The sequence below is a fragment of the Castellaniella sp. S9 genome (assembly GCF_027257175.1).
In the GTDB taxonomy this organism is placed as follows: Bacteria; Pseudomonadota; Gammaproteobacteria; order Burkholderiales; family Burkholderiaceae_B; genus Castellaniella.
The window spans coordinates 171,000-194,036 of record NZ_JAPFGD010000006.1 but is presented as its reverse complement, the minus strand read 5'-3'; the positions used below and the strand labels follow the sequence as shown (position 1 = coordinate 194,036).

The following is a 23,037-nucleotide window of genomic DNA, read 5'->3' as shown; positions in this document are numbered from 1 at the left end:
CAACAGCCGGCCAGGCCGGAGACCGGATCTTACAGCCCGGAGTCGGGCACGGCAGCAGGCTCTGCACCAGGCGCGGCCGCGGGCCCCACACCGGCCACCGCGCGCGCGGCGATCTCGGCATTGCGACGGGATCCCACGCCGAAGGCCAGCTGCTGTTCCCGGATCGGTGCCGTATAACCCGGCGCCGCCAGCATGGTGTGCCCCACCACGAGCGCCAGCCGCAGGCCCGGATTGGCCGCCGTGGCGGCATGGAGCTTGCGCAAGCCCTCGTCGCTGAGCACGACCACCAGGATTCCGCCGCCCGACTGGTCCGTACCGGACTGGATGCCGATCAGATCGTCGCGTGTAATCACCGGCGTGGTGCGGACGTACAGCACGCCGGAGGGTTTGAGGCTGACTGCCGTCCACCCCGGACGCGGCTGGGTATCCGCCAGGAATATCCGCAGATCGGCCGCTTGCGCATTGTCGTGGATGGGCTGGCGCTCATCCGTTGTGCGCGGCGCGGATTCCAGCTGCGTTTGCGCCTGGCTTGCCGTCGAAGAACCCTGGGGCGCCGTCTGGCATCCCGAAATCGCCAGGGCCACCCCCGCCATCACCATCCAGTTACTCGCCATCGACATACGACGTCCTCCAACTGACTGCAAACCTGTATCCTCATTGAGCCATCGGCGGCTCGCCGGCGGGTGCCCCGCCCAGGAAACGACCGCCGCGCACGACGACCCGCGCATGATCGAGCACCTGGTCGTCAGGGCCGCGCAGCTCGAATACGTGGCGTCCGGGCCGGGGCAACCACTCATCCCCCTGCAAACGCTCCCCATCCAGGACCCAGCGCGCCGTGGCGACCCGGCGGGCCGCTGCATCGATCGCCCGTAGCCGCAGGCGCTGCCGCTCGATGGGAATATCCGGATCCAGCGCCATGATCGTGCCGTCCATGGGCTCGGCGATGCGCAAGGCGCGTGCCTCCGCCGCCGCCACCCGCCCGACTGCCCGGTTCGCATCCTCCTCGAACGACTCGCGGGTCGGTCCGGCCGCGAAGATCGCCTGCGCGGTATCTCCCAGGAAAAATTCCTCGCGGTCGGGTTCCAGGCCCGGGGAAAAATGCACAGGGGCATGCACGACGCCAGCGGGCTTGGGAGGCGGGGCGGCGCCGCGGCCGCGGTGCAGCCAGGCCATCAGGTCGTGCCAGATCGGGCCTGCCCCGCTGACGCCGGACACCTCGCGCATGCTTGCGCCCGCGCTGTTGCCCACCCAGACGCCCACGGTGTAGTCGGGCGACCAGCCGACGCACCAGTTGTCACGCATGTCGCGGCTGGTGCCGGTCTTGACCGCCGTCCAGAATGGGGTCGACAGAGGGCTGTCCAGTCCGAAGGTCCGGGCGCGCGCCTGCCGGTCGGCCAGGATGTCGCCCACGATCCAGGCCGCTCCCGGCGAAAAGAGCGGCGTGCCGGTCTGCGGACCTGCGCGCCCGGCCCATGCGGCGGCATCCAGGTCCACCGGCGCATGGCGGCCGCCGCGCGCCAGCGTGCGGTAGGCATTGGCGAGCGACAGAAGGCTGACGTCCGCGCTGCCCAGCGCCAGGCTGTAGCCGTAGTAATCGCCATCGTGGGTCAGCGGCAGTCCCAGGGCCGACAGGCGGCGTGCCAGGGCCTCGGGCGTCACCATCATGGCCACACGCACCGCCGGGATGTTCAACGACGAGGCCAGTGCCAGCCTGGCGCTGACCCAGCCGCTGAAGCGTCCGTCGTAATTGCCGGGAATGTAGAGGCCGCCACCACCGTCCAGGTCCAGGGGACGGTCATCCAGCAGTGAGGCGGCCGTCAGGCGCGCCTCGTCCAAGGCCATGCCGTACAGGAAAGGTTTGAGCGTCGAGCCCGCCTGGCGCAGGGCCCGCGCATGATCCACCGCGCGGGCATCCGAAAATTCGCCGGAGGATCCCACATAGGCCAGGACCGCGCCGCTGCGATTGTCCAACACCACGGCCGCCGCATCGGTGACGCCGGTCCCCCGCAAGTCCCGCAGGTGCCGGCGGATCGAGGCCAGGGCTGCCTGCTGTAAATCCCGGTCCAGGGCGCTGGGCAGCACATCGCCGCCCCTTGCCGTCCGATGCGCGACCAGCAGGCGCGCGAAATGCGGCGCCAGGCCAGGCGCATCCCGACGGTGCGCCGCCGTGCGGCGCAGGGCGCGTTCGACGAGGTCGCGCAGTCCGGCGCAATCCCCTGGATGTCCGAGTTCGCGCAATAATGCGCAGCCGCGCCGGGTCAGAACCGTCGGTGTAGCGTTCGGCCCGCGCAGCATCACCGCGGCCAGGGCCGACTCCCGGTCGTCCAGCGCCGCGGCGCGCTTCTGGAACATCACCCGCGCCAAGGCATCGATCCCGACCAGCTCGCCTCGAAACGCGACCAGGTTCAAATAAGCCTCGAGGATCTGCTGCTTGGTCCAGCCGTCCTCGAGTGCCCGGGCCGCCAGGACCTGGTCGATCTTTTGCATGAGCCCCCGGCCCCCGGGACCGCGCCGCAGATCATCGTCCAACAGCGCGGCAAGCTGCATGCTGAGGGTCGAAGCCCCCTGGACATCGCCGCTGACCACGGTGCGCCAGGCGGCGCGCGCCATGGCCAGCCAATCCATGCCGGCGTGCTCATAGAAGCGGCTGTCCTCGGAGCGCAGCACCGCCCGCTGCAAAGCCACGGAGACATCCTCCAGCGCCACCCAGTCCCCGCGACGGCCGGAAAAATCCATGCGTACCCGCTGGACGACCTCGCCATCGGAGGCCAGCACGCGCACGTCGGACGGCCGATGGGCCGCGCGCACCGCCTCATAGCCGGGCAAGGCCCACCCCTGCGCCGCCCATACGCACAGGGCCAGGCCCGCCAGCAGACGGGCGCCCGCCATCAGGGCGCCTCGACATCGAAGGGCGCATTGGGCACGCTGCCATGGACCTCGGGCTGGTACAAGGCCTCGATGCGCGTGGGCGGCATCTGGAAACGTCCGGGCGCGTCGACCCGCACGGTGTACTCGACGTCGTGGACCCCGCGCGGCAGCACCTCGAAATACGCCCGGTACATGCCGGCATCGCGCTCGACGAAGGTGGGCCTGATGCCCTCGTCCGGCGCCTGTTCGCCGCGGGTGGCGATGGCGGAATCGCGCCCGAGGCCGCCACCCAGGATGGATGCGCCGGCGGGCACCGGATCGCTGAGCACCGCCCACACCGTCGCAGCCCCGGCCTCGATGCGCAGGTGGACGCGATACACATCGCCCGGCGACCAGCGCTCGGGGTGCGCCCGCGACACCGCCGTGATCCGGCGCTCGAGGCGCAGGCCGGCATCTTCGGGCTGATCGGCCGCCACGGCCGTCAATGTGCTGACGGTGGCCCAGCCGCCGCCCGTGCCGTGCGCCTCCAGGCGCAGCACATCCCGTCCGGGGCCGGCCCACGGCAGGTCGATGGTTTGCGTGCGCACGCCGTCGTGCTCGGGCATCGCCTGCCAGGAGAGCGTCTGCGGCGGCGCACCGCCCACGAGACCGATGCGGATATCCCCCTCGCCCGCCTGCTGTTCGAAGGCCTGCGCAAAACGCGCCATCGCCAGGGTGCCCAGCGCGTTGGACGTGGTGGTCGGCCATGCGCCCTGCCGCTGCATGCCCACCAGGCCCATGGCCAGGCGCGGCAGATCCTCGCGCCAGTCCGCCTCGCCCAGCAGCGCCATGATCAGGCGTGCCTGGGTGCCCTCGGCGGAACTCATCAGCCACCAACCGCTGTCGGCCGTGGGGTCGTTCAGCACCAATGTGGTGCCGTGGCGTGCGAGGCGTCCCCGCAGCAGGGCCTTGACCTCGGCCAGACGCTTGGCATGCCGGTCGATGCCGGGCGCATGGCGCAGGATCGACAGCCAGTCCACGAGGGCCGGGCTGGGCCAGTCCGCCACGTGGAGGTCGATACTGTCGAGCATGCCCGGCCGATAGCCGCCGTTGCGCGCCAGGGCCTCGATGGCAATCACCTTGCGCCAGGCCTCGTCGCGCACGGGCGCCCAGGCGGGCGATTCGATCCGGCCCAGCACGAAATCCTGCAGGGCCGCCACCATGCGCTCGCGCAGCGCCGCGGGCAGCTCGTAGGGCCATCCCAGCGCGCGGGCCTCGGCCGTGATCGACAGCAGGTGCGCCGTCAGGGCCACGCTGCCCGTTCCGCCGGGAAAATACGCCGCCAAGCCATGCGCGTCCAGGTAGCCGGGCAGGCGCTGCATCAGGGCCTCCCAGGCCGCCGGATCGCGCAGGCCCAGGGCCTTGGCGCTGAGCTGTTCCACGCAGGTATAGGGATAGTCGGCCAACCAGGCGCGCACGCCGGGCATGACGCCCGCCAGGCTGGATTGCAGGCCGACCCGCACCGCGCCGCGAACCTGGCCGGCCGCATCCTCGAGCGCCGCCGGCGTCGGGTCCACGGGAATCCGCAGCGGCTCGCCGGCCCGCAGCGGCATCAGGCTGGCCTGACGCACCCGGATCGGCACGGCCGGGACCAGTTGCTGGGTGACGACGAGACGGTCCGCCGCGCCATCGCCCCCGCCCGCCGGGGCGCCACGGGCCCGGATATCCCACTCGAGCGTCCCGCGGCCGGCATCATCGGACGCCGCCGGCGCGGTGACCGGCCATTCGAGGACACCGGCCCCACCCGGCTGCAGGCTGAGCGAGCGGGCCTCGAGATCCCGCGCCGCGCCCCCGGCGAGCCCCATCCTCGCCTCGGCATGCACCTCCATGGCTTGATCGGTCCGGTTGCGCACCGTCACGCGCGCCGTGTAAGCATCGCCGCCGCGCACCAGCCGGGGCAGACCGGCGATGAGCTGCAGGTCTTGCGTGACGACGACGTCGGCCTGCCCGGTGCCGAACAGCGAGGGCCCCGAATCGGCGATCGCCACCAGCCGGAAGCGGGTCAGGGAGTCGTTCAGCGGCACTTCGATGCGGGCGCGGCCGTCGCCATCCAGCACCACCTCGCCGCGCCACAGCAACAGGGTGTCGAAGAGCTCGCGCGTCGGGCTGAAACCCCCGCCGCCGCCGTCAGGCACCGCCTTGCGGCCGTAGTGCCGGCGCCCCACGACCTCGCCCATCCCGGTGGCGGTCTCGACCCCGTAGCCGCGCGGGACGCGCATGGCCGAGGACACGTCCCAACTGGCGTTGCCCATCAGCTCCAGCAGCGCCTCGTCCACGGCGGCAAAGGCGACGCTGGCGCCCGCCGCCGGCGCGCCGTCGGGGAGTTTGACCTCGACGTCCACCTGCGCCGTCTCGCGGACCTGATATTGGGGCCGGTCCGCGCGTACCGCCACCTGCAGGCGGTCGCTGCCGTCATCGACCCGGATCTCGGCCAGCCCGAAACGAAACGAGGGCTTGGCCAAATCCACCAACCCGGTCGGCGCGGGGACGTCCTCGGCATCGCGAGACCAGGCCCGGTACCAATCCAGCGGCTCGCGCCAGCCCCACGACAGAAAGGAGGACCAGGGAATTTCGCGGATGCGGCCGCGGACCGCCAGCACCGAGACATAGACATTCGGTCCCCATTCGGCCTTGACCGGCAGCCGGATGACGGGCTGCTCGCCGTCGAGCTCGACCACGCGGGTCTCGAGCACGCCCTCGCGCTCCACCGCCACCAGCGCCTGCGCATGCCTGAACGGCATACGGACCTGGAACTGCGCGGTCTCGCCGGGTTTCCAGGTCTTGCGCTCGGGGATCACGTCGATGCGATCATCCTCGCCACCGCCGAACCAGGTCTCGCCCCCCCAGACCCAGACCGAGGCGGCCGCGCGCGACGCGCGGCCCTGCGCATCCGCGGCGGTGGCAAAGAGCTGGATCTCGCCGGACCGGTCCATGCGCAATAGGCAGGCGAGCACGCCGCGCTCGTCGGTCCTGCCCTGGCACAGCGTGCCCAGATCGTCGACCTTGTCGTAGGAGTCGTAGCGGTAGAAACCGCCCACCAGGCGCTTGCGCGTCGAGTAGACCGTGCGCACACGGCCGTCCAGACTGACCTCGACATCCCGCAGCGGACGACCCGAGGGGTCCAGCGCCACGACGGTGATCTGCGCCTCCTTGCCGCTGGCCACGGAGCCGCCGGCGCGCAGGCCGACCACCACCGCCGAGGGCCAGACCGGCACCGCCCGCGCAAGGGTCTGGACCCGGCCATTGGGATCGGTGAAACTGGCCTCGACCAGCCAGGACTGGGGCTCGAGCGGCACGGGCAGATCCGGCAGGTCGACCCGCGCACCGCCCTGCTCGTCGAGCCGCAGCGCGCGCTTGTCGAGGATCAGCCGGCGCAGGCCCTGGATGCTGTCCCGATCCTCGTCGGTACGCATGCCGTCGGGCACGCCGAATGCAAAATCCTCGTAGCCGTCGAATTCGACATCCCGCGGCCGGGAGACCGCGGACAGCAGGACCTCCTGCCCGGCCGCCGGGCCGCCCGACACGTAGGCGAGCTGCACGTCGGCCCGCACCGATTCGGGCGCAATCAGGGCGCCTGCGGATGCCTGCGGGCCGTCGAGCTTGAGGCTGCCCGTCAGCACTGGCAGTTCGAAAGACTCGACCCGGAATTCACCGGCCTCGTAGGCGGGCGCACCCATCCAGCGGTCCGCCTCGTCCGGCGGCGGTCCCTCCAGCCTCACGGCGTAGCGCCCGAGTTTGGCCGTGGGCGGCAACGCGTAGTGCGCCAGCGCATACTGACCGCCGCTGGGGCTCAAGACCCAGTCCAGGTCGATCTCGGTCCGCTCGCCGGAGCCTTCGTGCTCGATCACGGCCTGCGGCGGCAGGCGCGAGGCCGGGGGATTGTCCAGGCCGGCACGCGTCAGGGTGCGCGCAAAGAGCTTCATCGACACGGTTTCACCCGGATGCAGCAGGGTCCGGTCAAATACGGCATGCGCCGCCAGGTCGGGCGTGTGCGACGTGTCGGTCGACACCGGGAAGCGCCAGGATTCGATGCCGCGATTCCAGGACGTCCAGGCGAAGGAAAAATCCGCCTGGCCATCGGCATCGGGGTGGCCGGCGGGTATGCGCGCCGTCACGAACAGGCCCGAGGACTGGCCGAGGCAATCCCTGGATTCTTCGAGGGCCCCCATGCGATGCCACAGCCCGTCGGCGTCGGTTTCGCCCCGGTCCAGCCGCGCGCCGGCGCAATCGAGGACCGACACCCGCGCATTCGCGACCGACCGCCCGTCATCCAGCGAGGTCACCCACACCAGCATGTCGTCGCGACCGGTCTTGATATGCACGGCTAGATTGGTCACCAGGACGGCGGTGCGCACATGGACGGATGCCTGCTCGCCCAACAGCGCGGCGCCGAGCTGCGGGGACTCGACCTCGATCACGTGAAAGCCCGGTTCGGCCACAGGCACGCCCACCACCTCGATCGTCGGATCCTGCGACACGCCCGGCAGCCGCAGGGTGCGCGCCGCATCCGCCGCATCGAACAGCGACACCTTGCGCAGGTCGATGCGGGGCGCCTCGGGCGCCTCGTCGCGCAGCGGCCGCAAGGCGCGCGCATCCTCGATCTGTCCGGCGGTCAGCGCGCCCCCATCGAACAGCGCGACCTTGGCATACCAGCGCAACGCCTCGACATCATCGGTGGTCACATGGTCCCGTGCCGTCCCTGCCGACAAGGTCAATTCGCGCGTCAACAGGTCCGGCCCGACGCGGCGCAGCGCCAGCGGCACCGCGGCGATCGCCTCGTCGGAGGCGGCCGGCGCCTCGGCAAATCGTTCGATGAGCCCGAAAGTCCCCGACGCGAATTTCACCAGAGGCGGCAGGGCCGCGGTCCGGATCGACAGCGGGAACCGGGAGCGGTTCGTCAGGCGGCGGCCCGCATCGTCGCGGACATCCGCGGGCAAGGCCAGGCGCAGGGCCGCGTTCTCGGGGAACGGCGCCTCGAAACGCAGCTCGTCGACGACGTCGGGCGCGTCCTCCCCCAGGGCCGCCGGGCGGCGCTCGCCCTGCGGGGTCTGCAGCGTCGCGGCCATCGCCAGCTCAGCCGGCACCGGGGCGGAGAACCGGAGCACGATATCGCCCAGCGGCGAGCAGTCGGCCTGCGCATGCTCGCGCAGGCAGCGCATGCCGGCCGAAAACGACTCGCGCACCTGGAAATCGAAACCGCGGGCTTGCGTGCCGGCCACCGCCGCACCCCCGGCGGCCGCCAGCGTCCGGACCCCGCGCCCCACCTCCAGCCTGACCCCGCCCTTTGCGGGCAGCATGCGCTTGCACTGCACCAGTTGCGTGCCGGCATCGGCGACGGCGTCCTCCATGCCTGTCGCGGAAAGAATCTGGCGCCGGGCCTCCCCCTCGATCAGGCGCACCGCCACGGCCTCGCCCATGCCCTGCACGCGGCACACCGTATGCGCGGCCACCGACTGCGCGGCCACCGGCGCATCAAAGGACAGGACGAACACCTGGTCCTCGTCGATCGTCGAGCCCCATGGCCGGCGCAGCGTAGGGCGCGGCCCCCCTGTCGTGAACGCATAGGGCGCCGCCTGGGGGAGCGGCCAGCCGTCCAGGTCACGAAAATCGGGGTTGACGCTGGCCGAGCACGACGCCGCAGCGGCCAGCGGCTTGCGGAAGGTATAGACCCAATGCTGCGGATCGACCCAGCGACCCGTCCCGGCGGACGCCCCGGCATCGCACTGAATCAGGAACGGGTCGAGGGCCTCGTCGTCGCCCAGGGCGACGGCCGGCGCCGTGAAATCGGCCTGGACTTGCGCCACACGGGCGGCCACGCCTTGGGGGGTGAACCGGGCGACTTCGACGGCGCCGGCCGCGCAGGCCCCCGCCATGGCCAACACCCCTGCCAGGAGTCCTCCGGCAATCCGCCCCATATGCCCTCCGTCCTTGTTGTTCCGGCGAGCTTACCATCCATGCGGGGATGGCACGCAAGCCAGTGGTGACAGATTGCGAGACGCCCGGCGCCCAGCCGGCGCTTGCCCGTAGGGCATCGTCTTGTGCCATAATTGCCTGCTTCGCCCTGGCGTCTGGCAGCAGGCAGACAGTCGCCGAGCGGCGGATCCGGGCCTCTAGCTCATGCTTGGTTAGAGCAGCGGACTCATAATCCGTTGGTGCCGTGTTCGACTCACGGGGGGCCCACCAGGATGCGCAGGGAATTCAGCCGCCGATGGCTGGTTTCCCTTTTTTGTGCGCGGCGTGATGCCGCGGCGCCTGCGCCTGCCCCACCCCTCGATGCGACTTGTTTCCCGGCCAAAATTGTAGTAATGCAACTACATAAATTGGTGCAGGAGGCGCCCTATGACCATCACACCCTATCCAGTCGCGAGCTGAACCAGGACGTGACGCGGGCAAAGAAGGCCACCAAGAGCGGCCCGGTGTTCATCACGGATCGCGGCAAGCCCGCGCATGTACTGTTGAGCTTCGAGGACTATCAGCGGCTGACGCAGCAGCGGCGCAACATTGCCGATGCGTTGGCGATGCCGGGTGTCGCGGACATCGAGTTTGAACTGCCGCGCGTGACCATTGGAGTCCGGCCGGCCGATCTCTCATGATGTACGTGCTTGACACCAACGTGCTGTCGGAACTGCGCAAGCTGCGGCTTGGCAAGGCCGATGTGAATGTGGCGGCATGGACGGAAGGCGTTGATACCGCCGACCTCTTCGTATCGGCCATCACCGTCATGGAACTGGAACTCGGCGTTCTATCGATCGAACGCAAGGACGCTGCCCAGGGGGCCCTGCTGCGCTCGTGGCTGGAGCAGCACGTGCTACCCGAGTTCTCCGAGCGCACCTTGCCTATCGATACCGCTGTGGCACAGCGCTGCGCCCGCTTGCATGTACCAGACAAGCACGGCGAGCGCGACGCGCTCATCGCGGCAACGGCGCTGGTGCACGGCATGACAGTGGTCACGCGCAACGTGGCGGACTTCGAGCCGACGGGTGTGGCCGTCGTCGATCCATGGGAATCAATCAGCGCGTGATTGGTTTCCGGCTCTTTCGTCGGGCAACCCGACTTCGCCCGCGCATCAGTCCTGGATCTCGGCCGGCGAATAAAAGCAGTAGCCCCGGTTGCGCAGCATCTTGACCGGCAGGATCTGGCCGCAGTCGTCCTGGATCTTGCGCCGCAGCCGGCTCATCTGGGCATCCAGGCGCTGTTGCTCGTCGTCGCGGGCCTGCGCGCCGAGCGCCCGGTTGATTTCCTGGTGGCCCACGACCGTGCCGGCCTGTTGCATCAGGCAGTGCAGCACCGCCGCATCCTGTTGCGACAGCGTGACGGGCGGCGCCGAGGGGGCATGCAGGCGTCTGGCACCGACCTCGAGCCGCCAGCGCTCCCGCGGGCGCAGGTCCAGGCGCTTGGCCAGGGCCGACAGCGTCGAGGCCAGCTCGTCCAGGTCGCAGCCTTTGCCCAGATAGTGGTCGGCCCCGACGTCCAGACCGGCGATCTTGTCCGTGCTGGTTCCGCGCGCGCTGAACACGACGATACCCAGGCCCAGGCCGGTGGCGCGCAGGCGCTCGATCAATTGCAAGCCGTTGCCGTCCGGCAGCCCGATGTCTATGATGGCCACCCGGTGGCGCCCTGGATCGAACCGCTGCTCGAACTCGGCCATGCTGGCGGCACACGTCGCCTCATAACCGCGCGATTCCAGAAATTCCGCGATCTCCTCGCGCAAGGTGGGCTCGTCTTCGAGCAGGATCAGATCGACCATGAGCGCGTCGTCGATGTTAAAAATGAATGCGCACCAAGCATGCCATCGATTACAACACGAATTTCGCATCTTGTCGGATCAGGAGGAGCGCGCTGGACATGCATTACTTTCATGCGATCGGGGGGCTTCGGCGCCTGGCCCTGGGCGGCCTGCTGTGGGCCGCCCTGACGGCCGTCGCGGCCTCGGCCCCGCTGCGCCTGACCAGTGAGGAACCTGTTTTCCATGCGGCCGGCCACCTCGAGATGCTGGTGGATGCGGGCGGCAGCCTCGATGCCGCGCAGGCCCGGCAATCCGACGCCTGGACCGCCCTGCCCGGCAGCCTGAGCGCCGGTTTCACCGACGCGGCGATCTGGCTGCGGCTGCCGCTGGACGTGGGGTTCCGGCCCCCCGGCGGCTGGATCCTGCGCCTGAACAATGCCCTGATCGACGACGTGCGGCTCTATGGCGAGCGGGACGGCGCATGGACATTGCTGGGCACGGGCGGCGAGAACGTGCCGCGCGACCGCTGGTCGGTCGGCTACCGCAGCCCGGCGTTCCTGTTCCTGCCCCAGCACGAGGGGCCCCAGACGCTGCTGGTCCGGCTGCAGTCCAAGAACGCGCTGGCCACGCAGGCCGAGATCTGGCAACGATTGGATTTCGACAATGTCACGCGGCGCGAAGGCCTGTTCTTCGGCCTGTACTTCGGCTTTTACCTGCTGCTCATCTGCGTGCATGCCGTCTTCTGGCTCGCCACCCGCGCGCCCCTGAGCGGCCTGTTCCTCGCCTACCTCGGCGGCTGCGTGTTCAACGAGGCCATGTCGCTGGGCCTGATCCAACAGATCACCAACCTGCCGGTCTGGCTCAGCGACCGCCTGCTGGGCGTCAGCATCGCCTGCAGTCTGGTCATCGCCTCCCTGATGACCCTGCGCCAGCTGGCGCTTGAAACAGTCTATCCGCGCCTGGACCGAGCACTGGCGATCACCGTCGCCGTCATCGCCGCCGGCTGCGCGCTACTGATAGTCGTGGGCCGCTATGCGGCGGGGATCCTGCCGGTCCAGTGGGCCGCCCTGCTGCTGATCCTGGTCTTCAGCGCACTGGCGGTGCATCTGCTGATGCGCGGCCATCGACCCGCGCGGGCCTTCCTCCTGATCTTTGGCGTTTTCTACCTGGGCGTGCTGATCAGTTTCCTGCGCAACCTGGGCATCCTGCCGGTCAATGCCTGGACCGAGCACGCCTCGGCCCTGGGGACCATGCTGCACATGGTCCTGCTGGGCAGCGCCATCATCGGCGGCCACGAGCGCGCCCGCCGCGCCCGCGAGCGGCAACAGGCCAACCTGGTCGCGGAACTGGCCATGCAGGACAACCAGCGGCTCGAGCAAAAGGTGACGCGCCGCACGGCCGCGCTGCGCGATGAAATCCGGCGCCGCGAGGTCCTCGAGGAGGAACTGCGCGCCGCCCTGCAACTCGAGCGCAGGGTGCGCGAGGAGCAGCGCGACTTCGTCGCCATGGTCTCGCATGAATTCCGCACCCCGCTGGCCGTCATCGGCACGTCGGCCCAGCAGCTGGGCAACAACCTGGACGCCCCCGCCGAAAAAAACCTGCAGCGCTGCCAGAACATCCGGGACGCCGCCAAGCGCCTCCTCACCTTGGTGGACGACTACCTCACCGACCACCGCATGGGGGAAACCCAGGTGGAGCCGCTGCTGCAGGCCTGCGACCCCCATGCCCTGATCGAACGTCTGCGCCTGGAATTCCCCGCCGAGCGCCTGGCCTGCGCGCCCGCGCCGCGGATCGAGGGCCTGGTCAGCGACGCCAGCCTGCTGCACATCGCCCTGCGCAACCTGCTCTCCAATGCCGACCGCCACGCCCCGCCTGCCACGGCCATCGACGTCACCCTGCGGACCGAAGGCGGCCGGGTCTTGTTCGACGTGGCCCATCCGGGCGCGCCGATCTCGCCGCAGGAGCGAGACCATCTCTTCCAGAAATACTTCCGCGGCCGCAACGCCCAGCACCGCCCGGGCGCCGGCCTGGGCCTGTATCTGGTGCGCACGATCGCCCGCAAGCTGGGGGGCGACGTCGAGCTGACGGGCTGCGGCGGCCAGGCGCCCATTTGCTTTCGCCTGAGCGTGCCATTGACGGCCCAGGGCGGCTCGCCGCCAAGCCCCGCCGCGCCGGACTGAGCGTGCGCGAACCCGGACGGCCGCCCCCGGCCCGGCCCTTCACCCGATTGCCCACTCGACTGATACTAAATCTATAATATGCAACCGCCTCATACGGACACTCAAACACAGCATGAAGCGTAACAACAGCATAATGACCCGGAGACACGCCCATGGGGCCGACAGCCACGCTCGCTGAAACTGGCGCACCCAGCCAGGAATCCGCCCCGCCGCCTTGCGTGATGCGGCGCGAGCCCCTCCTGGACAAGAACCGCGGGCTGGTCGGATACCTGCTGCAGCCCCTGTGGCTGGAGGACGGACGGCACGACCCGGGCGAGGCGATCATCGCGCACTGCCGGACCCACGACGTCAACCGGGTCCTGGGCTTCCTGCCGCATCAGTTCGCGGCCAGCCCCGGGCTGCTGCGCCAGTCCTTTACCCACATGCTGCCCCACAATCAAACGCTGCTCGAGATCCCCGAGGGGCTCGAGATCACGCCGGAACAGGTCCAGGCCTTTGCGGGAATCTCGCGCTCGGGGCTGCGCTTTACGCTGCGCGCGGACCTGGCTGCCAGCCCGGCCTACGAGCCCCTGCTGCCGTTCTGCCGGGCGATCTGGTTCGATCCCGAGCGCAGTTCCAAGGCCGAGATCTTTCGTCAAAGCCTGCCGCACAAGCAGGCGGGGCGCCAGCTGCACCTGGGCCAGGTCCGCTCGCACGAAGAGTTCGAAACCTCGCTGCTGCTGGGCTTCACGCGCTTCCAGGGCGCCTGGCCCGCGCCCGGACAGGCGGCGGGGACGGCCATCAGCGCCCGGCAGAAACTGCTGCTCAAGCTCGTCACCCTCATCATGGGCGACAGCGAGATTCCCGAGATCCAGGCCTGCCTCGAACAGGATCCGGAGCTCGTCAGGACCTTGTTGAACATGGTCAACACGCCGGCCTTCGGCCTGCCCAAGGAAGTCGAGTCGCTGAACCAGGCGATCATGCTGCTGGGCCGCCGCCAGTTGCAGCGCTGGATCCAGATGCTGATGTACACCGAGGCGGGCCAGCCCAAAGGCTACCTCTCGCCCATCCTGGTCCAGGCCTGCGCCCGTGCCCACTTCCTCGAGCACCTCTCGCTGCTGCGCCATCCCGAGCAGCACGTGCGCGCCGAGGCGGCCTTCACCACCGGCATGCTGTCGACCATGGATCATCTGTTCGTCGGCCTTTCCATGTCCGTCCTCCTTGGCCAGATCACGGTCGACGCCCCGATCCGCCAGGCCCTGATCGACCGCTCGGGGCCGCTGGGGCCGGACCTGCGCCTCGCCGCCCTGGTATTCCCCATGGCGGGCGATGCCGCCGAGGATCCGGCGCCGCTCACGCAGGCGCTGGGCGTCGATGCCGGAGCACTCGCAGGCCTGATCCAGCAAGCCTTCGAATGGAGCCACGCCATCACCCAGGCGGCGCAATAGGCGGACGGACCCTTCATGCAACAAGCCCTGGCGTTCCTTGGCCGCTGGCTGCGGATTTCGCACGTCTCTTCAGGCTTCATCGCCGTGCTGGTCGGATACACCAGCTCCGTGGCCATCGTGTTCCAGGCCGCCAGCGCCGCGGGCGCCGATCCGGCTCAATTGGGCTCGTGGATGTGGGCGCTGGGCATCGGCATGGGCGTGACCTGCATCGGGTTGTCGCTGGCCTGGCGCACGCCCGTCCTGACCGCCTGGTCCACGCCGGGCGCCGCCCTGCTGGCCACCAGCCTGGGCGACATCGGCATGTCGCAGGCGATCGGCGTGTTCCTGTTCTCGTCCGCATTGATCACGCTCAGCGGAGTCACCGGATGGTTCCAGCGGATCATGGACCACATGCCGCGCAATCTGGCCAACGCCATGCTGGCGGGCATACTCCTGCAATTCGGCCTGGCGCTGTTCGGCGCGGTACGCGAGCAGGCGGCGCTGGTCCTGCTGATGTTCGCGACGTTCATCGTCGCCCGTCGCCTGCTGCCGCGCTATGCGGTGCCGTTGGCCTTCCTGGCGGGCATCCTGTGGGCCGCCGGTGCGGGCATGCTGCACCTGGGCGGCCTGGACTGGACGCCGACGCGGCCGGTCTGGATGGCGCCCGAATTCTCGTGGCCGGCGCTGCTGGGGATCGGCATCCCGCTGTTCATCGTCACCATGACGTCGCAGAACGTGCCGGGCCTGGCCGTGCTGCGCGCCAACGGCTACGACACGCCGGCCTCGCCGCTGATCACCTGGACCGGCCTGGCGGGCGTCGCGCTGGCGCCCCTGGGGGGGTTTTCCTTCAACCTGGCGGCGATCACAGCCGCCATCTGCATGAGTCCCGATGCCGATCCCGATGCCGCGCAACGCTACAAGGCCTCGGTCTGGGCGGGCTTGTTCTACCTCGCCACGGGTGTCTTCGGCGCGACCGTCGTCGGCCTGTTCGCCGCTTTCCCGGCGGCGCTCGTGGCCGCCATCGCCGGCCTCGCGCTGCTGGGCACGCTGGGAGCCGGCATCTCGGAAGCCTTGCGCGAGCCCGAGGGCCGCGAGGCGGCGCTGGTCACGTTCCTGGCGACCGCCTCGGGCATGAGCCTGCTGGGCGTGGGCAGCGCATTCTGGGGACTGGTGCTGGGCGGCCTCTGCCACGCGCTGGCGCGCCGGCGCCGCTGAGCGCCCGGACGCCCCGCCGATGGGCGGGCGCATGATCCGAACGGAACAGGCGGCGCGGAAAGATCCGCGCCGCCTCGGACATCAGGCGTCGCCGGCCGGTGCCGTGCCCAGGCCGAGGGGCGCGGGCGCCAGGTTGGCGATGCGCTTGAAGAGCTCGGCATACTGGTTGTGCTCGCCCTTCCAGGGGTCGCCATTGCGGGCGAAATCCTGGTTGATCACCCGCCAGTCCTCGGCGCTCAACAGCCGTCGGGCGGCGGGCAGGATGTAGCGCTCTTCCTTGCCCAGGTGCACCCACTCGTCGGCGATGTAGGCGCGCACCGCGTCGCGAAAGACGCCGAATCCCTCGGCGCCCGCCTGCACATAATGCACCAGTGCGCGGTCCATGCTGGCGGTGGCCTTGGTCGCCACCGCGTGCTCGGCCTCGAGCTGATCCAAGTGTGCGTCGACCTCGCTGGTGTACTGGCGCAGGCGCGCAAAGATCTGGTCCTCTTTGGGATGGTGGATCTTGTCGGGCATCTCGGAGATGTATTCGATCAGGCTCGCCAGCAGCTTGAAGTCGGGCTCGAGGCGGCCCGCCTCGATCTCGTCGATCAAATGGGTCAGGCATTGCAGCACGGCGGCCAGGGCGCGGTGTTCCTCGCGGATCATCTCGATCGCGGGGATGCGGGCGGGCTGGCCATCCGGCTCCGGCGCCTCGGCGGTCTGCGCGTCGGAGGATACGACACCCAGCCAGCGATCCAGCGCCCTGGGATTGTCCAGCAGCTCGGCGCTGGCCCCCTGGTAGACGATGCGTCCGCGCTCGAGGATGAGGGCCTGCCGGGTGATGGGCAGGATCTGCCGGGCATGCTGTTCGACCAGGATGACGGCCATGCTGCCCTCGGCGACCATGCGGTCGATGATGTGCAGCAGTTCCTGGGCGATCAGCGGCGCCAGCCCCTCGAGGGGTTCGTCCAGCAGCAGCAGGCGGGGATTGAGCATCAACGCGCGGCCCATGGCCAGCATCTGCTGCTCGCCGCCCGAGAGCTGGCTGCCGAGGTTGGCGCGGCGCTCGCGCAGCCGCGGAAACATGTCGTAGACGCGATCCAGCGTCCAGTCGCCCGGGCGCGCGATCACCTGCAGGTTTTCCTCGACGGTGAGGGAGCGGAAGACCTCGCGTTCCTGCGGGACCCAGCCCAGGCCCGCGTGGGCCCGCTTGTGGCTGGGCACCTGCGCGATGTCCCGGCCTTCGTAGACGATGCGCCCCTTGCGCATGCGCGTCGCCCCCATGAGGGTGGCCAGCAAGGTGGTCTTGCCCATGCCGTTGCGGCCGAGCAGGGCCAGGCTCTCGCCGGCATTCAGGGACAGCGAAATGTCCTCGAGGATCGTGGCGTCCCCGTAACCCGCCCAGACGTTCTCCAGGCGCAGCAGCTCAGCCATGGGTGTTTTCTCCGAGATAGACTTCCTTGACGCGCGGATGATGCGCGATCACGTCGGGGGTGTCCTCGACCAGCAGGGCGCCGTTGACCAGCACCGAGATGCGTTCGGCGAACTTGAATACCAGATTCATGTCGTGCTCGATCAGCAGGATGGTCACGTCCCGGGGCAGCTGGGCGATCGTTTCGAACAGTTCCTGGCTTTCGCTGGTGGGCACGCCGGCCGCGGGCTCGTCGAGCAGCAGCACCTTGGGTTGCAGCGCGAGGGCCAGGGCGATCTCGATCAGGCGCTGGCGGCCGTAGGCCAGGTTGCGCGTGACCTCGTAGGCATCGTCGATGAGCTTAAGTCGGCGCAGGATCTCGGCCGCCTCGTCCACCGCCTCGGCATACGAGCCGACGGGATTCCACCAGCGGCTGCCAAGGCCCATGCGCTCGCAGACCGCCATGGTGACCGATTCCAGCACCGTCATGCCGACGAACAGCTGATTGATCTGGAACGTGCGCACCAGCCCCTTGCGGCAGCGCTCGTGCTGCGACATCTGGGTGACGTCCGCGCCCATGAGCTCGATGCTGCCGGAGGTCGGCGCGAGGAACCCGGTCAGCAGGTTGATCAGCGTGGTCTTGCCGGCCCCGTTGGGGCCGATCAGGGCATGGCGCGCGCCCTGCTGGATCGACAGGCTGACGTCGTCGGTCACGACGAAGCCGCCGAAACGCTTGACCAGATTGTGGGTCTTGAGAACGGTGTTCATGATTGACCCTCCTGGCCACGGTCCCGGTCCCGGGCCCGGTGTCGCGCGTTCTCGATCCATTGCAGCGCCGTGCCCATGATGCCGCCGCGAGCGAACAGCACCACCAGGACCAGGATCAGGCCCAGCCAGAACTGCCAGTACTGCGGATTCATGTCGGACAGCAGATAATTCATCACCACGAACACGATCGAACCGAAGATCGCCCCATAGAGATACCCCGCGCCGCCCAGGATCAGGATCAGCAGCAAGTCGGCCGAGCGCTGGAAGCCCAGCACGTCGATCGAGACGAACTGGTTGGTCTGCGTGAGCAGGGCCCCCGCCACGCCGGCATAGGCGGCGCCGATCGTATAGACCTTGACCAGGCGGCGCGTGACCGGCACGCCCAGCGCCGGCATGCGCAGCGTGTTCATGTGGATGCCGCGCAGGCTTTGTCCGAAGGGCGAATGCACCAGCCGGCGCGCCACCCAGAACAGCACGAACAGCACCACGGCCGAATAGACGTAGGCGACCCGCCCGTACATGTCGAACTCGAACAGGCCCAGGATGGGCTTGACCTCGACGCCCGGCAGCCCGTCGACGCCGCCGGTGATGTCGGTGAACTTGTTGGCCAGCTCGTAGAGCATGAGAGCGACGCCCAAGGTCACCATCAGGCGCGAGAGGTCGTTGCCGCGCAGCAGCAGGAAACTGCTGAGAAAGCCCACGAAGCCGGCGACGATCGCCCCCAGCAGCAGGCCCAGCAGCGGATCGCCCAGGCCGTAGATTCCGAGCATCCCGGCGACATAGGCGCCAACGCCGAAGAATGCCGCATGGCCCAGGGAAATCACGCCGGCATAACCGAAGATGAGGTCCAGCGATATGGCGAACAGCGCCGTGATCGCGATCTGGCTGAGCAGGAGATAATTGTCGGTGAACAGGAAATAGGCCGCCACCGGAATACACCAGAACAGGTATTCCAGGGGGTGCCAGCGCGCCCCCTGGCGGAAGCGCCTCAGGAAGTCCGGCCGGTCGGCAGCGCGGGGGGCCGCGCCCGTCGTCGTTGCATTGGTAGTCATTTGTCTGGGCCCTATTTATGAGAGCGACCGAACAGGCCTTGGGGACGGAAGATCAGGGTCGCGACCATGACGGCGTAGATGATGAATGCACCGATCTGCGGGACGTAGTATTTCCCCGCGACGTCGGCGACACCCAGGATGATGGCCGCGTACAGCGAGCCCATGATGTTGCCGCTGCCGCCCACCGACACCACGATCAGGAAGTACACCAGGTACTTGGCCGGAAATTCGGGATCGAGGCCGAGCATTTCAACGCCCAGCGCGCCGCCCAGGCCCGCCAGGGCCGAGCCCAGTGCGAACGTCAGGCTGAATACGCGGTTCACGTCGATGCCCATGCCGCGCGCCACGCGCTGGTTGTCGACCGAGGCCCGCAGGCGCGCGCCGAACGGCGTGTTGACGACCGACCATTGCAGCATGACGGCGATGATCAGGCCGACGATGATCAGGAACAGACGATAAATGCCGACATCCAGACCCGGCAGATGGATCTGGCCCGTCAGGAAATCGGGCAGATGCAGCGGCTGCTGCTGTGCGCCGAAGAAATAATGCGCCGCCGCGATCGCCATGAACATCAGGCCGATGGAGAACAGCACCTGGTCCAGTTCGGAGGCGGCGTACAGGCGCCGGTACAGGGTGCGCTCGAGGATCATGCCGGCGATCGCAGGCAGGAGTATGGCCACGGGCAGCGTTGCAAGGAACGGCACGCCGTAGCTGTTGAGCAGCACCACGGAGGCATAACCGCCCAGCATGGCGAACGCGCCATGCGCGAGATTCACGAAGTTCATCAGCCCGAGGGTCACCGAGAGCCCTACGCTGATCAGGAAAAGCAGCATGCCCGAGGCAATGCCGTCAAAGAATATAGTCATTTGGATCGTCCCCTGCCATGAGACGGGCGGGCCGCCGGTTCCCCGATGGCGTCCCGCCCGCGGGCGATGTGTTTACTGCTTGCCCGGGTCCTTCACCGCTTCGATCTTGTCGAATTCGACGTTCTGCAGCACGCCGTCGACGCGCTCGACCTTGCGGATATAGACGTCCTGGATGATGTCGCGGGTGTCGGGATCGATCTGGACCGGACCGCGCGGGCTCATCCACTTCATGCCCTTGACGGCCGCCATGAAGGCGTCGGCGCTGGCATCGCCCTTGGTCTGCTCCAGGGCCTGGTAGATCATGTGCATGCCGTCATAAGCCGCCACCGCCATGAAATTGGGCCGGTCGTTCGGATAGGCCTTGGCATAGGCCTCGGTAAAAGCCTTGTTCTCGGGCGACTCGTGCACCTGCGAATAGTGGAACGAGTTGATCATGCCGATGGCGGCATCGCCCATCGCGTCGATGACGTCCTCGTCGGTCACGTCGCCGGTGGCCAGGGCCTTGATGCCGGCCTCCTCGAGGCCGCGTTCTTTATAGCCTTTGGCCAGGGCCACGCCCTGCTCGCCGTTGGGCACGAACAGGAACACCGCCTCGGGCTTGAGGTCCTTGATGCGCTGCAGGTACGGCGCGAAGTCGGGGTTCTTGACCGGCGTGCGCACCTCGCCGACGATCGTGCCGCCGAGCTCGGTGAAGGTCTTCTTGAATTGCTTCTCGGCATCGTGGCCCGGGCCGTAGTCGGCGACCAGGGTGTAGATGTTCTTGATGCCGTTGTCATAGGCCCACTGCGCCATGGGCGCGGTGACCTGCGGGAGCGTCATCGACACGCGCACGATGTTGGGCGACTTTTCAGTGATCGAGGACGTGGCGGCATTGAGGATCACCATCGGCACCTTGGCTTCGGTGGCCAGCGGCGCAACCGAGAACGCGTTCGGGGTCAGGGTGAAGCCGGCCAGGATGTCGACCTTGTCCTTGATCAGGAGTTCCTGGGCCTGGCGCTTGGCCACCGCCGGCGCGACGCCGGTGTCGTCCTTGATGATCAGCTTGACCTTGCGGCCGGCGACCGTGTCGCCGTTCTGGGCGAGGAACAGGTTCAGGCCGTTGGTCATCTGTTTGCCGTGCGAGGCGAAGGGCCCGGACATCGGGATGACGACGCCGATCTTGAGGTCATCGGCCGCCTGCGCGCCGGTGGCCATGGTCATGGCGCCCAGCGCCAGTGTCAGCATGCCGAATTTTTTAGTGAAATTCATGTGGGTTCTCCTGCTCCTTGTGGAAACGATGTTGCTTGGGGGGGGGGCTTCGGCCGGACCGTTACTGCCGAAGTTGTTGCTCGAGTTGGTGCAGAACGCGGTAGCACGGCAGCACCTGGCGCACGCTGGCGTTGGGCTCGCGCCCCTCGCGGATCGCGGCGAAGAATTCGCGATCCTGCAGCTCGATGCCGTTCATCGATACCGCCACCTTGCTGACGTCGATCGCCTCTTCCTTGCCGTTGAACAGATCGTCGTAGCGCGCGATATAGGTCGCCGTGTCACCGATATAGCGGAAGAACGTGCCCAGCGGACCGTCGTTGTTGAAGCTGAGCGACAGCGTGCAGATCGCGCCGTTCTCGGCCTTGAGCTGGATGGACATGTCCATCGCAATGCCGAGTTCCGGATGAATGGGGCCCTGCAAGGCGTTGGCCTGCACGACGGGGCTACCCGCCTGGTAGGCGAACAGGTCGACGGTGTGCGCCGCATGATGCCACAGCAGGTGGTCGGTCCAGCTGCGCGGCTCGCCCAGGGCGTTCATGTTGGTGCGACGGAAGAAATACGTCTGGACGTCCATCTGCTGGATATTGAATTCGCCGCGTGTCACCCGGCCGTGCACATACTGGTGGCTGGGGTTGAAACGCCGGGTATGGCCGCACATCGCGACCTTGCCGCTGCCGGCCGCCAGCGCGACCAGCGCCTCGGCGTCCTCGAGACTGTCGGCCATGGGGATCTCGACCTGCACGTGCTTGCCCGCGCGCAGGCAGGCCATGGCCTGAGAGGCGTGCATCTGGGTGGGCGTGCACAGGATCACCGCGTCGACCTCGGGGCGCGACAGCGCCTCGTCCAGCTCGGTCGTGGCGTGCCCGATGCCGTACTTGTCGGCGACTGTGCGGGTCTTGTCGATGTCGCGGCTGACCAGCGAGACCACCTCGACGCCCTCGATGTTGCGGATGCCGTCCAGATGCTTGATGCCGAAGGCCCCGGCCCCGGCCAGGGCGACCTTGATCGTTGTTTGGCTCATGCCTGTTCCTCCAGAATCAGGTGCCCCACCGCCGTGTTGGACGCCGGGACATGATAGAAACGGTGGACGACCTTGGGCGGCGGGCCGCCGACGCCATCGGCCATCGCGCCGCGCGCGATCAGCCACATGACCAGTTCGATGCCCTCGGACCCGGCCTCGCGCACGTAATCGATGTGCGGCACTGCGGCCTGGCCCTCGGGGTCGGCGATCAGGCGGTCCAGGAATGCCTGGTCGAAGGCCTTGTTGATCAGGCCGGCGCGTGGTCCCTGCAGTTGATGGCTCATGCCGCCCGTGCCCCAGATGTGGACGTTCAGGGGCTCGTCGTAGGACTCGATGGCGCGGCGGATCGCGCGGCCCAGTTCAAAGCAGCGGCGGCCCGAGGGCACCGGATACTGCACCACGTTGACGGCGAACGGGATCACCGGGCAGGGCCAGGCCTCGGGCTGGCCGCACATCAGCGACAGCGGCACCGTCAGGCCATGGTCCACGTCCATCTTGTTGACGATGGTCAGGTCGAAATCCTGCTGGATGACCGACTGGGCGATGTGCGCGGCGAGTTCGGGGTGGCCCACCACGGTGGGCACCGGACGCGGGCCCCAGCCCTCGTCGGCGGGTTGGAATTCCGCCGCGCAGCCGATGGCGAAGGTCGGGATGAATTCGAGGCTGAAGGCCGTGGCGTGATCGTTGTAGACCAGGAAGATCACGTCGGGCTTGTTGTCGCGCATCCACTGCTTGGAAGGCTCGTAGCCCTGGAACAGCGGCGCCCAGTAGGGCTCGGCCGTCTTGCCCAGGTCGAGCGCCGCCCCGATGGCCGGCACGTGCGAGGTATAGACGCTGGCGCTGATGCGCGCATGCTGCTTGGTCATGACTTGGATTCTCCCGTCCTGCGATTGCCTTCGATGCTGCGGCCGCCCGCCACCATCATGTCGCGGTATTCCTCCTGGGACATGCCGGTCATGCTGGCCGCCATGTACTGGAAGGAGCGGCCGTCGGTCGCACCGATCTTGGCCAGAAAATAGATGTTCCCGCCCAGGGCCAGGCAGCGGTTCAGGTCGCGGTCCAGCACGGCCTGCTTCTGCGCCTCGGTCATGGGCCACTCGTCCAGGTAGGCGCGCTCGTCGGCCTTGAAGCGCTCGCGGTTCTCGGCCTTCATCAGCGACATGCAGAACTGGTTCAGGTGATAGCCCTCGCGCGATCGGTCGGCGTCGAAAATGATCGTGCCGGGGACATCGGTATAGGGTTTATCGAGTGACAT

Annotated in this window: 17 protein-coding genes, 1 tRNA gene and 1 pseudogene; 6 read left to right on the top strand and 13 right to left on the bottom strand. The window is 68.5% G+C overall.

Annotation, left to right across the window (positions count from 1 at the left end; genetic code table 11):
- Positions 1-29 precede the first annotated feature (29 nt).
- The 3 genes from OOZ48_RS11780 to OOZ48_RS11770 are packed head-to-tail and all read right to left on the bottom strand — an operon-like array spanning position 30 to position 8,780.
- Positions 30-620 carry a hypothetical protein gene (locus OOZ48_RS11780; protein ID WP_269498525.1) on the bottom strand — a complete coding sequence of 197 codons (591 nt, stop codon included), beginning with the start codon at positions 618-620 and terminating at the stop codon, positions 30-32.
- Between the two features lie 34 nt (positions 621-654).
- Positions 655-2,889, bottom strand: a complete 2,235-nt coding sequence (gene pbpC, locus OOZ48_RS11775) for a penicillin-binding protein 1C (RefSeq protein ID WP_269498523.1) — start codon at positions 2,887-2,889, stop codon at positions 655-657.
- Positions 2,889-8,780: an alpha-2-macroglobulin family protein gene (locus OOZ48_RS11770; RefSeq protein ID WP_269498520.1), complete on the bottom strand. Its 5,892-nt coding sequence runs from the start codon at positions 8,778-8,780 to the stop codon at positions 2,889-2,891. The genes pbpC and OOZ48_RS11770 overlap by 1 nt, the downstream gene beginning before the upstream one ends.
- A 231-nt stretch (positions 8,781-9,011) precedes the next feature.
- Here OOZ48_RS11770 and OOZ48_RS11765 point away from each other — a divergent pair.
- From OOZ48_RS11765 to OOZ48_RS11755, 3 genes are all read left to right on the top strand, one after another.
- Positions 9,012-9,090 (top strand) — tRNA-Ile (locus tag OOZ48_RS11765).
- A 122-nt stretch (positions 9,091-9,212) separates the two neighbouring features.
- Positions 9,213-9,500 carry a type II toxin-antitoxin system Phd/YefM family antitoxin gene (locus tag OOZ48_RS11760; RefSeq protein ID WP_269498519.1) on the top strand — a complete coding sequence of 96 codons (288 nt, stop codon included), beginning with the start codon at positions 9,213-9,215 and terminating at the stop codon, positions 9,498-9,500.
- Positions 9,497-9,928, top strand: coding sequence for a type II toxin-antitoxin system VapC family toxin (locus OOZ48_RS11755; RefSeq protein ID WP_269498517.1), 432 nt, complete (start codon positions 9,497-9,499; stop codon positions 9,926-9,928). Before OOZ48_RS11760 ends, OOZ48_RS11755 begins: the two co-directional genes overlap by 4 nt.
- Before the next feature lie 45 nt (positions 9,929-9,973).
- Here OOZ48_RS11755 and OOZ48_RS11750 read toward each other — a convergent pair whose 3' ends face one another.
- Positions 9,974-10,654 (bottom strand): response regulator transcription factor, encoded by a 681-nt coding sequence (locus tag OOZ48_RS11750; RefSeq protein WP_269498515.1) that lies wholly within the window; start codon positions 10,652-10,654, stop codon positions 9,974-9,976.
- A 98-nt stretch (positions 10,655-10,752) separates the two neighbouring features.
- Between OOZ48_RS11750 and OOZ48_RS11745 the strand changes: the two genes are divergently transcribed.
- The 3 genes from OOZ48_RS11745 (at position 10,753) to OOZ48_RS11735 (ending at position 15,434) form a co-directional block, all read left to right on the top strand.
- Positions 10,753-12,813 (top strand): sensor histidine kinase, encoded by a 2,061-nt coding sequence (locus OOZ48_RS11745; protein ID WP_269498513.1) that lies wholly within the window; start codon positions 10,753-10,755, stop codon positions 12,811-12,813.
- A 152-nt stretch (positions 12,814-12,965) separates the two neighbouring features.
- A complete protein-coding gene (locus tag OOZ48_RS11740) occupies positions 12,966-14,240 on the top strand; it encodes an EAL and HDOD domain-containing protein (RefSeq protein WP_269498510.1) in 1,275 nt (424 codons plus the stop codon).
- 15 nt (positions 14,241-14,255) lie between these two features.
- Positions 14,256-15,434: a benzoate/H(+) symporter BenE family transporter gene (locus tag OOZ48_RS11735; RefSeq protein ID WP_269498508.1), complete on the top strand. Its 1,179-nt coding sequence runs from the start codon at positions 14,256-14,258 to the stop codon at positions 15,432-15,434.
- A gap of 81 nt (positions 15,435-15,515) precedes the next feature.
- Here OOZ48_RS11735 and OOZ48_RS11730 read toward each other — a convergent pair whose 3' ends face one another.
- The 9 genes and pseudogenes from OOZ48_RS11730 to ligA form a co-directional block, all read right to left on the bottom strand.
- Complete coding sequence (locus OOZ48_RS11730; RefSeq protein ID WP_269498701.1) at positions 15,516-16,082, bottom strand: hemerythrin domain-containing protein; 567 nt, start codon at positions 16,080-16,082, stop codon at positions 15,516-15,518.
- A 72-nt stretch (positions 16,083-16,154) separates the two neighbouring features.
- Positions 16,155-16,850, bottom strand: a pseudogene (locus OOZ48_RS11725) (ABC transporter ATP-binding protein); the annotation flags it as partial.
- Positions 16,843-17,595, bottom strand: a complete 753-nt coding sequence (locus OOZ48_RS11720; RefSeq protein WP_269498506.1) for an ABC transporter ATP-binding protein — start codon at positions 17,593-17,595, stop codon at positions 16,843-16,845. The pseudogene OOZ48_RS11725 and the gene OOZ48_RS11720, both read right to left, overlap by 8 nt.
- Entirely contained in the window at positions 17,592-18,647 is a 1,056-nt protein-coding gene (locus OOZ48_RS11715) for a branched-chain amino acid ABC transporter permease (protein ID WP_269498505.1), read from the bottom strand. Before OOZ48_RS11715 ends, OOZ48_RS11720 begins: the two co-directional genes overlap by 4 nt.
- 11 nt (positions 18,648-18,658) lie before the next feature.
- Complete coding sequence (locus OOZ48_RS11710) at positions 18,659-19,513, bottom strand: branched-chain amino acid ABC transporter permease (protein ID WP_269498503.1); 855 nt, start codon at positions 19,511-19,513, stop codon at positions 18,659-18,661.
- 72 nt (positions 19,514-19,585) lie between these two features.
- Positions 19,586-20,761, bottom strand: a complete 1,176-nt coding sequence (locus OOZ48_RS11705; protein ID WP_269498501.1) for an ABC transporter substrate-binding protein — start codon at positions 20,759-20,761, stop codon at positions 19,586-19,588.
- Positions 20,762-20,822: 61 nt separating this feature from the next.
- Positions 20,823-21,782 (bottom strand): Gfo/Idh/MocA family oxidoreductase, encoded by a 960-nt coding sequence (locus OOZ48_RS11700; RefSeq protein ID WP_269498499.1) that lies wholly within the window; start codon positions 21,780-21,782, stop codon positions 20,823-20,825.
- The gene (locus tag OOZ48_RS11695) at positions 21,779-22,648 is read right to left on the bottom strand and encodes a class III extradiol dioxygenase subunit beta (protein WP_269498498.1); all 870 of its coding nucleotides are present in this window, start codon (positions 22,646-22,648) and stop codon (positions 21,779-21,781) included. Before OOZ48_RS11695 ends, OOZ48_RS11700 begins: the two co-directional genes overlap by 4 nt.
- Positions 22,645-23,037: a protocatechuate 4,5-dioxygenase subunit alpha gene (gene ligA / locus OOZ48_RS11690; protein ID WP_269498496.1), complete on the bottom strand. Its 393-nt coding sequence runs from the start codon at positions 23,035-23,037 to the stop codon at positions 22,645-22,647. Before ligA ends, OOZ48_RS11695 begins: the two co-directional genes overlap by 4 nt.